Annotated in this window: 14 protein-coding genes; 3 read left to right on the top strand and 11 right to left on the bottom strand. The window is 51.3% G+C overall.

Annotated elements, in window-relative coordinates:
• Positions 1 to 469: 469 nt before the first annotated feature.
• Both IT415_02190 and IT415_02185 read right to left on the bottom strand, forming a co-directional pair.
• Positions 470 to 790 (bottom strand): hypothetical protein, encoded by a 321-nt coding sequence (locus IT415_02190; protein MCC7543496.1) that lies wholly within the window; start codon positions 788 to 790, stop codon positions 470 to 472.
• Positions 791 to 854: 64 nt separating this feature from the next.
• A complete protein-coding gene (locus tag IT415_02185) occupies positions 855 to 2,153 on the bottom strand; it encodes a rod shape-determining protein (GenBank protein MCC7543495.1) in 1,299 nt (432 codons plus the stop codon).
• A 147-nt stretch (positions 2,154 to 2,300) separates the two neighbouring features.
• Here IT415_02185 and IT415_02180 point away from each other — a divergent pair, with 147 nt between their 5' ends.
• The 3 genes from IT415_02180 (at position 2,301) to IT415_02170 (ending at position 4,729) form a co-directional block, all read left to right on the top strand.
• Positions 2,301 to 3,170: a CDP-alcohol phosphatidyltransferase family protein gene (locus tag IT415_02180; GenBank protein ID MCC7543494.1), complete on the top strand. Its 870-nt coding sequence runs from the start codon at positions 2,301 to 2,303 to the stop codon at positions 3,168 to 3,170.
• Between the two features lie 251 nt (positions 3,171 to 3,421).
• Positions 3,422 to 4,201 carry a hypothetical protein gene (locus tag IT415_02175; GenBank protein ID MCC7543493.1) on the top strand — a complete coding sequence of 260 codons (780 nt, stop codon included), beginning with the start codon at positions 3,422 to 3,424 and terminating at the stop codon, positions 4,199 to 4,201.
• A gap of 111 nt (positions 4,202 to 4,312) precedes the next feature.
• Complete coding sequence (locus IT415_02170) at positions 4,313 to 4,729, top strand: hypothetical protein (GenBank protein MCC7543492.1); 417 nt, start codon at positions 4,313 to 4,315, stop codon at positions 4,727 to 4,729.
• A 55-nt stretch (positions 4,730 to 4,784) separates the two neighbouring features.
• Here IT415_02170 and IT415_02165 read toward each other — a convergent pair whose 3' ends face one another.
• From IT415_02165 to IT415_02125, 9 genes are all read right to left on the bottom strand, one after another.
• Positions 4,785 to 5,783, bottom strand: coding sequence for a class F sortase (locus IT415_02165; protein ID MCC7543491.1), 999 nt, complete (start codon positions 5,781 to 5,783; stop codon positions 4,785 to 4,787).
• A gap of 15 nt (positions 5,784 to 5,798) precedes the next feature.
• Positions 5,799 to 7,373 carry a hypothetical protein gene (locus tag IT415_02160; protein ID MCC7543490.1) on the bottom strand — a complete coding sequence of 525 codons (1,575 nt, stop codon included), beginning with the start codon at positions 7,371 to 7,373 and terminating at the stop codon, positions 5,799 to 5,801.
• A 64-nt stretch (positions 7,374 to 7,437) separates the two neighbouring features.
• A complete protein-coding gene (locus IT415_02155; protein ID MCC7543489.1) occupies positions 7,438 to 7,917 on the bottom strand; it encodes a hypothetical protein in 480 nt (159 codons plus the stop codon).
• A gap of 5 nt (positions 7,918 to 7,922) precedes the next feature.
• Positions 7,923 to 9,833: an alanine--tRNA ligase gene (locus tag IT415_02150; GenBank protein MCC7543488.1), complete on the bottom strand. Its 1,911-nt coding sequence runs from the start codon at positions 9,831 to 9,833 to the stop codon at positions 7,923 to 7,925.
• Positions 9,834 to 9,888: 55 nt separating this feature from the next.
• The gene (locus IT415_02145) at positions 9,889 to 10,665 is read right to left on the bottom strand and encodes a hypothetical protein (GenBank protein ID MCC7543487.1); all 777 of its coding nucleotides are present in this window, start codon (positions 10,663 to 10,665) and stop codon (positions 9,889 to 9,891) included.
• A gap of 328 nt (positions 10,666 to 10,993) precedes the next feature.
• The gene (locus tag IT415_02140; GenBank protein MCC7543486.1) at positions 10,994 to 11,944 is read right to left on the bottom strand and encodes a hypothetical protein; all 951 of its coding nucleotides are present in this window, start codon (positions 11,942 to 11,944) and stop codon (positions 10,994 to 10,996) included.
• Between the two features lie 147 nt (positions 11,945 to 12,091).
• Entirely contained in the window at positions 12,092 to 13,150 is a 1,059-nt protein-coding gene (gene mnmA, locus IT415_02135; GenBank protein MCC7543485.1) for a tRNA 2-thiouridine(34) synthase MnmA, read from the bottom strand.
• A 453-nt stretch (positions 13,151 to 13,603) separates the two neighbouring features.
• On the bottom strand, positions 13,604 to 14,227 hold the full coding sequence (locus IT415_02130) for a YdcF family protein (protein MCC7543484.1): 624 nt from the start codon (positions 14,225 to 14,227) through the stop codon (positions 13,604 to 13,606).
• On the bottom strand, positions 14,211 to 14,930 hold the full coding sequence (locus tag IT415_02125; GenBank protein MCC7543483.1) for a hypothetical protein: 720 nt from the start codon (positions 14,928 to 14,930) through the stop codon (positions 14,211 to 14,213). The genes IT415_02130 and IT415_02125 overlap by 17 nt, the downstream gene beginning before the upstream one ends.
• Between the last annotated feature and the right edge of the window lie 4 nt (positions 14,931 to 14,934).

The raw sequence follows: 14,934 nt of genomic DNA, 5'->3' as shown, positions 1-14,934 counted from the left end.
GAAACGGGATGAAGTGGTGTTACCCACCTCGCGCCAATCCGCTGTATGTTGCGCATGAGTTACTGTGCGTTCTTTCGTCTTCTCGAAGCTTATGTGGCATCGAGAACATAAGACACATCGACCTTTATTACTTATATGAAAATTGAGCGAAAAAGTTGTGTCCTTTATCTGAAAGTGCAACAGGAGTTTTCTTGAAGAGACTGGTGATAGATAGAGAATTCGCTAGCTGTAAAAGGCTATTTACTGAGTCGTAAAGACGCCCTCCTCACAAGTTTTCAAAAAAGCTACGGGGGCTATACTAACAAACCACCCATAGTGTGTCAAACCTTGACATGAGCACTATCCGTAGGGCTCGCTCAGGGGGAGTGGATAACTTTTGTATTCGCTTCTCGAAGCAACACATAAAGTTGTGGACAAATAAAAAGCGCCCTCCCACTTCTGGAAGGACGAGCTCACTGATTACTAGTGCCTAGAAATAGATGTTTACGTTCTCGATATCAGTCTTGCTTGGCGGCCAAATGACCACCATCACCAGGCTCACCCTTGCAAAAGCCAAGAACATTAGTAGGGTCGAAGCTCCAAATACTGCGAGTAGATCCCATGCCTGCACTATATACGTGGAGATACACCCAATACAACCGACGAGGAATAGTGCCAGCGTGATCCTACTCATCGCACGAGCTGATTTTGCCGTACTGCCAAAATTCAGCACTGAGAAACTGTGTATCAAGACCGCCGTCACGCTTGGCCCCATCAACATCAGTAAAAACAAAGTGAGCGGATGCAGCATCTTTCCTCCGAGGTACGAGAGATACGATAACTATAAACTAAAATATATAAAACTTCAATGATATCTAGATCGAGAGCGTGCGACTAAGGCGCTGCAGCAATTGCTCTCCCTTGGGCTCGGCACCTACAATGTCGAGGGCGAGATTGGCTAGCCCCATCGAAGTAATATCTTGCGGGCTTTTAAGTTTTCCCGTGTGGTCGATCACACGATTCACATCAGCCGGTGCAACAAAATCAATCTTTGGCTTGCGCGCAAATGGCAGCTCTTTGTACCAATCAGACAGCAGAGCTTCTTTGATCTCTGGCAGAGCTGAGCCGCCGCCGCAGAGCAGAATGCGATTGGGCAAATGATCGAGCTCATCAAACTCCGACAGTCCAAGCTCAACCCCAGATATCCAGACCTCGACGTCTTTTGCCAGCGCCTCACTAATCTCCTTCTCTTGTTCTTTCTCGAGCTCACCGGCTGAGTGGGTGAGTTTGAGCGCTTCGGCCTTCTCGAAGCCTACACCGAGTGTCGTCGCAATCCGCTTTGTGAAGCTCCGACCGCCTATCGCAAACATACGTGTGCCGACGACACCACCATTATTTACGACCGCGATGTCACTTGTGCCACCGCCGATATCGATAAATATTGCGCTAAACTCAGTAGAATCATCTGCACCAACACTCTTGGCAACCGCAAATGGCTCAGCTGCAATATTAATGAGATTCAGATCCAGATCGCGCGCCACAGTTTGCAAGGCTCCGAGGTGCACCATTGGCGCGAAGGCCGTGAAGACCGAGATCGTCACGTCTTTGCCTTGGAAGCCGATCGGATTCGTGATACGATACCCATCGATCATTACATCCACAACAGCAGCGTTAACTAATTTGACCTGCACGTCTTTAGCACCTGTCTCCCACTCCAGCTGCGAACGAGCCTTCTCAAAAGCTGCACGCTGCACGCGCTCGATGATATCCCGAAGCTCCACCATATCGATCTGGATTTCGGGCTTCGAGCGTCGATAGCTTACGCTGGTCGTCATGCCCTTCACGAGCTCGCCAGCGATCCCAATAACAGTATTGCGCGCCACGACGCCCGATGCGCGCTCAGCGATGCGCAGCGCAGCGTCACAGTTCTCCACCACGCCCGCGATATCAGTCACCGCGCCAGATGCCATGTCGGTTAGGCGCTGACGTTGTCGAGCAGCGCCAATAATCTCGACTTGATCACCCTTCACTTCACCAATCAGCACCTTTACATACTCGGTCCCAATATCGAGACTGACGATGTATGGGTCATCGCTGCGGTTCTTGAGCTTCTTGAGCTTCGAGCTACCACGCTTCAGGTTGAGTTTGTTAAATTTTGGAAGTTTGAGTGCCATATATATGCCCATTCTAGCAGATTCGAGCTAGCTTCGCTTATGCTTGCTTCAGATAGCAAATTATTATATTGTTTCGGGTAAGAGTTTGCTTAGAATACGCACAAACTCCCGTTCACCCGCACCTACTACTTCCCCCTGGAGGGACAATTGACTGAACGACCCGGCCTCATCGGCGTCCCTACGCCCGCCCCTTCTGCCCACAACGCTGATTGGAGTCCCTGGAAGCCCCAGGACAAGCTCTACGTCAAGCCGTTCAAGCTGGCCTTCTGGCTGCTGGCACTGCCGTTCGGCCTCCTGCTCGTCCCGACGCGCAACTTCGCCGAGAAGCGCCCACGCCTCAATTGGCTCGCTTGGCTGTGCAACAACACGCCCAACGGCATGTGCATCTTACGCGGTGCGGTTTCAGCCCCCGTCGTCGTCATCACGGCAATGCATCTGTGGAATCAAGATCCGCAGGCCACGACATGGTTCGTGATCATCATGGCGCTCTTCGCGCTGGATGGCATCGATGGGCCTCTGGCACGCACGCTCGATCACGTGACGGAGTTTGGTAAGAAAGCTGACCCGGTGGTAGACAAGGTACTGATGGCAGCGCTCGCGCTGGTAGCCCCGTTCATCATCTGGCATCTGCTGAACCCCGCCATGGCCATCGCCAGCGGCGCCATGATCATCTTCTTGCTCACTACCGAGGTGCGTGTCGCCCAGGCGAGCATCGAGAACGAGAGCATCGCCAAGACAATCGGCCGAGAGATCAACGGAGCCTTCATGTCTGGCAAGATCAAGTTCAATCTGGAAGCCGTCGGCTTCCTGGTGATCTACGGCTACTTCCGCTGGGCACCGAGTGATCCGACCGGTCTCGTAATTGGCCTGGTAGCTCTCGCCATGGCCCACTCGTTTGCGAAGAGCAGCCTGGCTGACCACCGGCAAGAGCTCGCCGAGACCAAGCGTGCCCGCGACAAGCGCCTTCATGCGCCTGTATCTGCAATCAAGTCCGCCCAAGGAGGAATCAACCCATGAATCGAACCATCAAACGACTCATCATCACCGACGCCATCTAGGGTGTCGGCACACTTGCTGCACTCGTCGTCGGCGCCGCTATCGTCGGTGCTGCCGAAGAAGAGGCAATGCGCACCAAGCTTTACATCTGACGATCAGATGACTTCACTCGCCCCTCACACCAGAGAGGGGCGAGATTTTTATTGAATATTGAGTCAAATTATAGTAAAGTTTCAGCTATGCACATGTCCACTCAACCAAAAGAGAGAGTCATGAAGCACCTACCATTGCCCTACCCACCTGCCCCTGTCTTCGCCATCGTCGGCCCATCCGGCAGTGGCAAGTCAACCACGATTCAGAACCTCCTACTCCTGAAGCTCTACCTAGCGTACGGACAGAGCCTCACCTCGCGTAGTGAACGCCCTACCGACATCCAGGGGAAGTACATCTATGACCAGACCCTGTCACAGATCTGTGATGCTGTGGCCTCCGGTGAAGTGCTCGAATGGGCATCGTTTGCCGGCAAGGCATATGCGACCTGCAAGCCTGATCCGGCCAAGCCGACCATCATCGATCTCGAGATCCAGGGTGCAGCTCAGCTCATGGCCTTCCACCCCGAGTACCCGATCACGTTCATCGGCATCTTGCCCTGGCCAGACTTCCCGGGCACCGACCGCATGAGCTCGTCGACTAGGGTTGATCTATTCGAGCGCAATGCTGCGCTTCGCTCCATGCGCTTCCGAGAGATCCTCCAATCTCGACTCGAACACCGTGGCGACCTGACATCCGCCGAGATCGAAGCACGCATCGCCGCGGGTATGCTCGAGATCGCAACTATCTCAAACCTCTGGCCGAACCTCCCAAATGCGCACATTGTGCGTAGTGTACAGGGCAGGCAAGAGGATACGGTGGCTGCGATCGCAAAGATCATCGACGCCGAGCATGCACGCTGGCTCGAGGCATGCCAGGCAATAGTCTCCAGCCCACAAGCCAAGCGGCCGAAGAAGAAGTCAAAGCGACCCGCAACACTCAAGCTAGCTCCGCACACCTAGCGACCCATCCCCATCCCCTCAATAAGAGCTGATGGGGATTTTTCTTATCCTTGAAACTCTCCCAATGATATGTAACACTAAGCCCATCACCGCACCTACCAAGGAGTCCCGATGAGCCTGTTGGATGAGTCAGGAGCATATGATAACCTCTATCAGCGCTTCCCAGAAGCCAAGCGTCAACTCTTCGAAGCTCTCGAGATTTGGCGCGATCAGACAGGTCACCCTGTCAAGATCTACAAGCACAACCTCGACCATAATACCTTTAACCAGTCGATCATCGAGATCGATGGCATCCTCCTGCGCTATAGATGGAGTTCGCAGGGCAACCTACATGCCTGGTACGTCCTTTATGTCGATAGTGCACCTGGAGAAAGAGGTGCAACAGTCCGACCGTACCAGGTTAGTTGCGGACATGATCAATACGGGATTGATGCCGAGAGTCTCAAGATGCGGCTCAAACAAGTCACAAAGAAGTATGGGATTACCGCCCTCGACCCCATGGTAATCAAAGTGCTACTCAAGCTTTGATGCATCTATCTAAAAGCGTTATAAGCCCTACTGCCGGTAGGGCTTTTTACTAAGATTATTCCTGAACGGCGTACACTAAAGTACGCTCAGCAAATGTAAAATCTCGCTGGTTGAAATCACCACTGCATGTGATCAGATTTAACCCCTGTCGCTTCGGGTCAACCGAGAGCAGCAAGGATACCATATCCACTTGCGCATTCGGTAGCTTTTCGACCTTCACCACGTTATAGCTCACGACCTTGCCGTCCCCACGAATGACTTGAATCTTATGCCCTGGCGCTAGCACGCCGATTTTTGTAAATACCCCTTCCTTCGTAAGCCCAGTCGAATGACCGTCGATCAATACCGCGCCAGCTCCGACACCAGGCTTTGCGCTAGCAGAATACCAGCCAGTATCAAAGATATTTTTTGGCGCATCGAGTGCCCCAGAACCATTCAGGCCTACTTGTAATACGCGCGCCTTCACGCCAAGCGTAGGAATCTGCAGATAACGTGGCCCATCAGGAGCGGTTATATGGGCAGTGTACATGGCTTCGGACGGGGGTGTTTCCTCAGGCAAATAAGCCGAGGCTGCACTCGGCTGCACCTTATCCTGATCGGCACGAGCCACTGTTTCACTTAATACCGACTTATTCCATAACATTCCCTCCACTACGAAGCCAAGACCGACGAGATTAACAATGATTGCTAGAGCAAAGAATACAACAGCCCCACGACGCCTAGATGCGCGCATAGGTTTTTGGCGCGTGGCTTTCTGGGAGCCTTTTCGCTCCTGACGCTGTGGCATAAAAGCCAGGCTTGGCGGCAAAGTATCAGTCGGATCGCGCAGCTCATCGATTAGCCCTCGAATGTCTGCCGCCACCGACTTCTCGACGCGCACCGGAACAATCGCCTCGGTCGCCTCTTGTCCAACGTTTTGGGTGTCGGCCCTATTGGAAGGAGAAACTACAAAACGTTCATAATATGCGTTGATTCCATTCAGACGCGAATACACATAACTACGCTCTTCGATCGTCCAGAACTCTTCAGGTCGCTGAGTACTATGTCGCCCCATGCATAGTCCAAGCGTCTATGTTCGACGACTAAATCTAACTGCGCCGATAATCACCAAGACAATCGTAGCCAATCCCATAGCTAACTTCAGCGCAAAAATATTTATTAGTTTTGCGAACCCTGCCTGCGGCAATGCCGGAACTGTAATGGCTGTGATCGTCACGTCATTCCCATCACCACCCACATAGCTAATACGAAAGACTACGTTTCCAACCTGAAATGTTGCACCTTCGGCAAGATTAGAGAATGTGCCTTCGACTGCATTTGCAGTCTTATTATCGATGATAGTAAAGGTATCGCCTTGCTTAGGCACGTAGTTATCTAACAAAGTCACAGTCAATGTACCGCCATCCACATTGACAACCCCCGTGCCAGATAAGGATAGCTGATCGTATCCCGTACAAGGTGTAGTACCCGCTAACTCCGCCTGATATTCACCATTAATGTCAAGGTTCCCGCCCGTAGAGATACACCCTGGAGAGGTGCCTGGTGCGATCACGCCGCCCGCCCCAATGTAAATTGAACCTACAGCCGAACCCGAGCCCTTAAGTATGCCATTGGCGCCGACCGATATTCCGCCATAGTTTCCATTCACTAAGATCCCGGTTTGATAATTTCGTATACTAATGAATGTCGACGGTAAATCTTGATCATACGTGGTGGAAGTTGGCGATGCGGTATAAGTTCCGTTTGGAGTAAGGGATCCATTCGCTGACGAACTGATGATTAGCGTGATGTAATCTCCGGGTAACACATCGATATTATGACTCCCGGTGATGGCACCGGTCACTCGCACGATGCCATCAGAATTAATTGCCGTATCTGCACCAAGCGTGATGGTGCCTGATAGAGCTATATCACTATCAGTACAATATTCGTAGCCACAAACCGCAACGATTGACAATTGAGCAAGATCATTACTACTCAAGCCGTTAAGCGTAAATGGTTCAGTTATAGTGACGTTTTTGTCTTCTTCTGCCAAAACAATAGACAGTGCTGCTCCATCTTCGACAATTGTACCGCCTGCATCAGTACCAAGCCCACTCTTGTCACGCACATACACTACTCCAGCGCCAATGGTTAGGTTACCGGTAAATATGTTCACCCCTTCCAATTCAAGATAGCCAGTACCAGCTTTTGTAAGATTCCCGCCACCACTAACGATTGAAGATAAGTTCAAGTCACTCCAGACCCCCACAGTAATTGTCTGGTCACCCGTAAACACTATTGGTGCAGTGATCTTATTAACGGCGCTGCCATTTGAGGTGATGCCCCCGGTCAATGTGAAGCTATTACCTGAAAGAACGTAATTCGTGCCAGTAGTGTCGCCAGAGAACGTGACCGATACAAATGATTTATCTGTCAGATCATTATTGGGTGAATGTGAACCAGTTGCAGAAGTTGGAAAAACCAACTCATCACTACCGTCTAGAGCAGGGGCGATATCCCAATTTTCTGCAGTTGAAAAATTAGTGTTTGAGCCCACACCAGTCCAGGTGCTGGTCGCTGCACGCGCCGACCGCACCCCAAGCACCGCCCCAATTATTAGTGCTATGGCAACCATACTCGCAAACCGGGCGACAAATCTCATGTCTTACGCGCCTCATTATTGTTATGCTTAGTATATAGTACTCAATACATAAATAACAATGATTTTACACACTGTCCTGTTGCTCAATGCACGACCCCCAAGAGAGGGCGTGATACTCATCGGTCGAGTACACGCTGATTCCTCCTTCGTGCCATAGACCGAAAGAGGCTATGCCGAGTTCTAGTGCAAGCTTAGAACACTGCGTACAGTATGGCTGACCCGAGAAAAGCATCTTGCCTTCTTCGTCTACACTCACGAAGTATAAACTTGCTCCCTCAAGCTCGGCTGGATGATGGCGCAATGCATCAAACATCGCTCGCTGCTCAGCATGAACACAGCAGGTTTTATCAGTCGGATACTTAGCGTACTTATCAACCGGCTCGTCGCACCGACGATGCGTTTCAATATCGAGAGGCGGCGAATTGTACCCTCGACCAATCACCTTATTATTCTTCACGATCACTGACCCACATCTGCGCCGCCTGCAGCTGGCTTGCCTGGCATCCTTTATCGCTTCACGAAACCAGTGCTCATGATCGGTCATGTACGTTATTCGAGAACAGCTTTAATGCGACGCACGCCCGCCGAGGAGCTTTCTTCTTTCACGATTCGAAAGGCGCCGAGCTCGCCCGTCCGTGGCACATGTGGTCCACCGCAGATTTCGCGAGAGTACCAATCCCCGTCATTATCGCCAACCGTATACACCTTTACGACATCTGGATATTTCTCACCAAACGCGCCAAGGGCACCAGCTTCAAAAGCCGCATCCTTCTGCATCTCTACGAAGCTCACTGGCAAATCTCGAGCAATCACGTCATTGACAATCTTCTCGACTTCGGCGATTTGCTCGGGCGTCATTTTATCCTGGTGCGAGAAGTCGAAGCGCAAGCGCTCAGGCGTGATATTACTCCCCCGCTGCATCACATGATCCCCAAGTACATTGCGCAAAGCACGATACATCAGGTGAGTCGCTGTGTGATACTGGATAACCTTAACCGAATGATCTGCAAGCCCACCCTTGAATTGACCCGCTGTAGCGGTACGCGAACGCTCTTTTTGCTCATCAAGCAAGCGGTCATATTCTTCGCGCCAATTTTCATCCACTGACACACCTTCTTGTTCGGCTTCCTCGAGACTCATCTCGGCCGGGAAACCATAGGTGTCAGACAGCTGGAAGATGAGCTTACCAGTCAGTGAGGTACGCTTGCCGGTAGGTCGAGGTGGGCGTTGAGAGAAATCAAGCTCGCTCGTGCGCTTCCCAAACTCACGCAGTCCTCGATCAAGCGTTTTGCGAAATTGTTCTTCTTCAGCGCACAATACCTCGAGGACTTCACTGGCTTGCTCGACAATCTCAGGATAAGCTTCCTTATATATATCTACGACTGTAGGCACGATTGCCGCCATGAGACCAGACTCAACTCCAAGCTCTAGGCCACGTCGAATCGCACGACGAGTCAACCTGCGCAGTACATAGCCCTGCGCAGTATTACTGGGTCGAATGCCATCCACTGCCATAAATGTCGCTCCGCGTACGTGGTCGGCAATCACGCGCATCGCCGTTTCATTACCATCATACGGGAGGCTTGAAATAGCCATGAGCCGCTCGACAATCGGCCACAGCAAACTTGTGCGATAGACGTCGGGGCAATCATTGACCGCTGCCGCGAGGCGCTCAAGCCCACCACCAAAGTCGATATTCTGATGACGGAGCGGCTCAAACCCATCCTCGGTCTTGATGTACTGCATGAAGACATTATTGCCGATCTCCAAGAAGCGCGGAGAATCACTCGCCGGATGCGGTTGACCGAAGCTCACATCGTGATATTCTTCGCCAAAATCATAGAATACTTCACTGTCAGGACCACCCGGCTCACCGATGGGCATGTTTGCTGGTACACCAGCTCGACTCCACCAATTTTCCTTCGCGTCATAGTAGAATATGCGCCCGCCCTGCATACCGTCTCGATTTCCATCCTCGCACGAGCCAATCGACACAATCTTAGCTTCGACGCCAGCTGCTTCAAATAGCTCTTGCCAGATCTTCGCTGCATCCTCATCTCGCGGAATGCCCAACCTCTCGTCACCAATGAAAGCGGTTACGTATAGCCTATTCGGATCAAGTCCCAGCTCGCCAGTCAAGAATTCCCAAAACCAACGAATTTGCTCTTTTTTGAAATAATCACCGAGTGACCAATTGCCAAGCATCTCAAAGAATGTCGTATGACTCGTATCGCCCACTTCGTCTATGTCTTGTACGCGGATACAGGTCTGCGAATCAACCAAGCGGGTCCCTTCAGGATGTGGTTCGCCGAGTAAGTACGGCACCATTGGCTGCATGCCCGAACCAGTGAAGAGCGTCGTCGGGTCGCCATCTGGCACTATGCTGGCACGCGGAATCACTACGTGCCTTTGAGCACGCATAAAGTCTAGATATTTATTACGGATATCATCTGCATTCATATCTGGAGATTATACAATTATATCGACAATTTGGCGAGAGCAGATATTGTAGCGACTATTGTACTTCCAGTTTCAGAGTAGTCAGGATGTCCTGAAGCTTCTTGTACATAGCAGTCGCCTCATCACCATATTTGCCGTCTTTTTCGATCGCTGCTGTGGCAGTCTCTATCTCTTTAGCCACGCTTGCTTGATCATTCGCAGCCTTCAAGGCAAGTGAATCCTGCAAAGCGATATCGGCAAAAACTAAGACCTTACGATCAGCGCCAGTAACATCCTTCACTTTTGTCAGCATCACGGCATACATATGCGGTCGATAGCCGGTATTCTGGAGTATCTGGCCAATTGCTGTATAGCCAGTCCAGCCATCGCGAGAAATCAGATCAGGCTTCACCCAATTACCTGTACCAGCATTGGTCGTAAACGGGAACAACACCTTATTTGTATTGCTCGGCAGGTATTTATTGATATCAGTATCTTTTGCCGCCAATAAGACTTCAAGATTCGTGAGTAGCGTTTGTTTCTGGTTAGCTTTATGCGGGCCGCCAAAGATACTATAAGTAATCTTGCCGCTACTGTCTGCAATATCATCAGCCTTTAGCCAGTCATGCAGCTCCATTGCAGTAATCGAACCGACCTTAACCCCTGTTGGTTTCTCCTGATAGCCATCGGCGATATGAAGCGACCATAGTGCCCGCCCGCCAGTTCCGGCATCAATTTGCCGCGGACTAATCTCTGACTGGACTCGATACGAGGTGGGCACCGAGATAGTTGAGATAAGGTTCTTTTTTTGTTTCGCGTCTTGAGACTGCGAGAATACTTGCGTGATTTGCATGTTATCAGACACTGTTTGTGGAGAACTAGTGGGAGTGGGGCTAGGTGAGGCAGGCGTTGATGCAATTTGTCGCTGCTTATACCAGAGATACCCAAACGTCCCGGTTGAAGCCAGGAGCAAAAGGATGAGAAGGACCACAAAAATGCGCCCTCTCCGTCGCGGCGGCGTGTTCGAAGGCGGCATCGGCGATGGAGTCGGTTGTCGATCCGTAACGTATTTCTTATTCTTTGGACTCATAGTATGTGGCGCAGTATGTGAACTCGGCATATAAACTTGCGGGGCTGGCGTGCTAAGAGTTGGTCGTTCGTCGGGCTGCATATAAAGTTCCCTATTGTGTCGCGAGACTCGTTAATAGCTCACTGACAATCGCTTTATCGGATGTCTCAACAGATTGAACTGTCTTGTCGCTCGAGCATGTCGCCTGAGGAGCGCTATACACATAGTACGTCTCCCCGAGCTTAAACGAAGTCTTATCGTCTACCTTGAAGTCACTAAACTTACCGCTCCCCATGCCCGATGGCACAGTGTCAGTCGATTTATATGAAGTAATCGAGCCAAGCGCCTTATCACTCGCGAGACAAGCCGGAGCTGCGCCATTCTTGAGCACCTTTCGCTCCGCTGCTATCAAAGTAGTGGTAGAAAACGACAGTACGCTGCGCACTGTGCCGCCCGACTCCTGCACCTCGCTATACGCATACGTGACTTTATTCGTGTTGCTCGTCAGCTTATATGTGAGGCCGACCTCTGGAATTGATCGCTTTCCAACGCTGTCACCAACGATTGCGGGCGTCATGGGTGACTCATCGGTAGTCGTATCCTTAGTCTGTAGAGCCTCTTTGTCTGCATTGGCTTGCTTGAGATCAGCATTCAATTTCGTCACTCGAACGTTGCTCGCGTAAGCTATGTATCCCAGGCCAAGGCTTGCGAGTAGCAATAGCACGATGACAATAATCAAACCCTTATTGCTACCACCGCGAGCTTTTGCGCTATGATTTGGTATATCTTCTGGATGGGCCATACTACCTCCAGCATGAAGACTATCAGTTACTGGCGCAACATGCGAGGCGCGTACTGCGAGCGACCCATCGTCATGCTTGGGCTGAGGCTTTGGTGATGGGGTTTGCTTCGGCTTACCATTGACCATCACCTTGATACCCTCCTGCTTTTCGGCCTCAGCAGCTCCAAGCTTGTCGGGCAAATCGGCGACCGTCTTTTTTTCAGACTTCTTATCTATGGCGAAATCATTGTCTTCGGCTGGCGCACCCTTTGACTTAGGCATGTACGTCATCGAACTTGAGGACAGATCAGGAGTAGACCCGGACGGTCTTTTTTGTAGCTCATCCATTTTAAGGGGTATCGATCCTATTTACCTCCCTATTTTAGCATAAACAGGATGAAGGGTGAGCCTTGATAGGAATACTTTTTGCTATATTATGACGCCACCACCCAGTACTCGCTCGCCGTCATACAGCACTGCGTGCTGACCAGGTGCCACGCCGCGATGCGCCCCACCTTTGAGATGGATCCGCCAATTCACACCCTTAGTCTCAACGCGACACGGCAGTAATTCTCCCAGATGCCGACTGCGCACTTGATATGCTCGATCTTCACGCACCTCATCCCACCACACGGCATCCGAGATATCATAATGATCACGCCGCAGCTTCGTCGGGTCGGTCGTCACGACGACACGGCGAGAAGACAAATCCTTCGACAACACATAATAAGGCTTACCGCCGCCAATGCCGAGGCCGTGGCGCTGACCAATTGTGTAGAGTTCCACCCCATCATGCTGCCCAAGCACGACTCCCGACTCATCGACCACTTCACCGCCATGTAATTCGCCAAATTCTGAGAGAAAGTCCTTCAATGGAATCTTCCCTACAAAACAAAGTCCCATGCTATCTGGACGCGCGGCAGTCGGAAGACCGGTGTGCTGCGCCAACTCACGAACAGCTAGCTTGCGTAATTCACCTATAGGAAAGAGGGTGTGCTTGGCTGTATCGTGCGGCATGCGATACAAAAAATACGTCTGGTCCTTGCGCGCATCGACAGCCTGTACAAGCCGCCCCGCAGCTAAGCGTGCGTAGTGACCCGTCGCTACTAGGTCAGCTCCATCGGCTCGGCACAGATCATAGAATATACGAAACTTAATATCTTGATTGCATAACACATCTGGATTTGGAGTTTGTCCAGCCCGGTATGCAGCTACCATTTCATCAACAACCAGCTGTTTGTACTCCGACTGTAGATCAAATATCATCAGCTCGATATCGAGATGGGCAGCAACGCTTTTAGCACTTCGCAGATCAGCTTCCCAAGGGCACTCATTGCCTGCAATATCTTGTGTCCAATTCTTCATATAGACACCCACAACATGGTAACCAGCGCGCTGCAAGAGCAGCGCTGCCACACTCGAATCAACGCCACCGGAAAGACCGACGTACACTGTTGCTTGACTAACGATGCTGGTATCTGTATGCATATAGATTGATAATATAAAAAATCCGTTGCCCCATACTTGGAACAACGGCGTGCTGGTCCCGGGACTCTCGCCCCGGGACCAGCCATCTCAGTCCGCACCTACAGCTGAGATTGTGGCTGACACGAAGTCAGCGCGATCGCCGGATGACCCAGAACAGGCCGATGAAGGTCTGTGCACCTGTTTCTAGGCCACCCGAAGCGAGACAGCTCATTGAAGTCCACCCCGGCGTGTGGGCGAGCGTTGTCAAGCTTTGCACTCCGACATGCGGAATGCGCGATGTGGCGGGACGGCTCGGGCACTCCCCGAACTCCGAACCGTCCCGCAGGGTTTGAGCCCTAGGTCAATCACCTTCTCCCTGACAGGCGACCCCCCTCATGACTCAAACGACCAATTACATAGGTGCAATGTGTATGCTGACTAATGATAGAGATTTATCACGTATATGTCAAGGCCCTACTGGTACTGGTTTGTGGTAGATATGTAGAGCACTTTAGCCAACTCACTGGCAGTAATATACACCCCAAATGGCGTTGCCCACCAGGCCGCCTTACTCCAACGATTGTCGAAGGAAGATTGATTGATAATCTTAAACTCATCACCATATAAATAACGAAATGTCATGTTAGCCCGTCGCTGATGATATGGTGAGGTAACTAATATTATTGAACGTGCGTCACTCGCCTCTAGCATGCGTTTTGTATTTACCGCATTTTCGTATGTAGTACGAGCATCTTCATCACTGAGAATTGCCTCATCCGGCACGCCAGCTCGGAGTGCCTGCAAGCGCATTTCGTGCGCATTGCTTGGACCGCTATCAAGTGCCGCCCCCGAAAACACAAGCGTTGGTGCCCAGCCTTGCTTGTAGAGTTCAATGCCGCGTTCTGCTCGAGTACGCGTCTGTCCGCCCGATATTACGACAATTGCATCCGCCTTTGTAAGCTGATCCTGAGGTGATAGATAAAATGCCGATCCGAAGATCGCAAGCAATGACACGCCTACAAGTAAAGCTAGGCCAAAGATAAGACGTCGCAGACGATAGCGCCAGGAATACTTACGATGATTACGCTCGGAGCTCACACCAGCCCTTTCGTGGATGTAATACGGCCGGGGCTACCACACCGACCAAGAATAGTGCAAAGATAACGGCAAACCCACACAAGATCGACGGGATTGCTCGCAGTGTTGTCGGATCCAAGAGATTTACAACCAGGGTCGGGATAATAAACGCCGACATGCCAACACCGATCCCCATCAACCCTCGGGCTTTTGCTGCTGATAACCTTGTATGCATGCGGCGGTTAATCTGCACGAGTATGAGTGCCAGTGCACCGAAGTAGAAAATAGCATAGAGCGTACCAAGCACTGGTGCGAGGTGGTAGATGGAATAATTCCCGCCACACCATACAAACTGCACGCTTGACGGATCTATAAGAAACCAAGCTATGAACCCTGCCGCCAACCCCCACAGTACTTGTTCAAGCCGCAGGCCAAGTTGATCGTGAGAAATTGCATTCACGAGACTTGCGCCTAGCGGAATGAGAAGAGCCGTAGCTACGAACCCTATACGAGCCCACGCCTGATCTCCAGCTTGTGCGCAAACCCGATATTCGGCTATTTGAAAAATAGCCAAAAAAACGAGCAGCGCGACCATAACCGCAGAGCGACGATCAAACTTGTAGCGCAGTATTACCCAAACTGCCGCCACCAATTCAAAGCTGAAGGTCAAGAACATAACCAGCGGCGAGAAGCACGCCAGCGCAGTTCGACTACGATGTTGCATATGC

This window comes from bacterium, assembly GCA_020854115.1.
Taxonomy (GTDB): Bacteria; Patescibacteriota; Saccharimonadia; order CAILAD01.
Note: the sequence above shows the minus strand (reverse complement) of the source record. Positions and strands in the feature narration are given on the sequence as shown.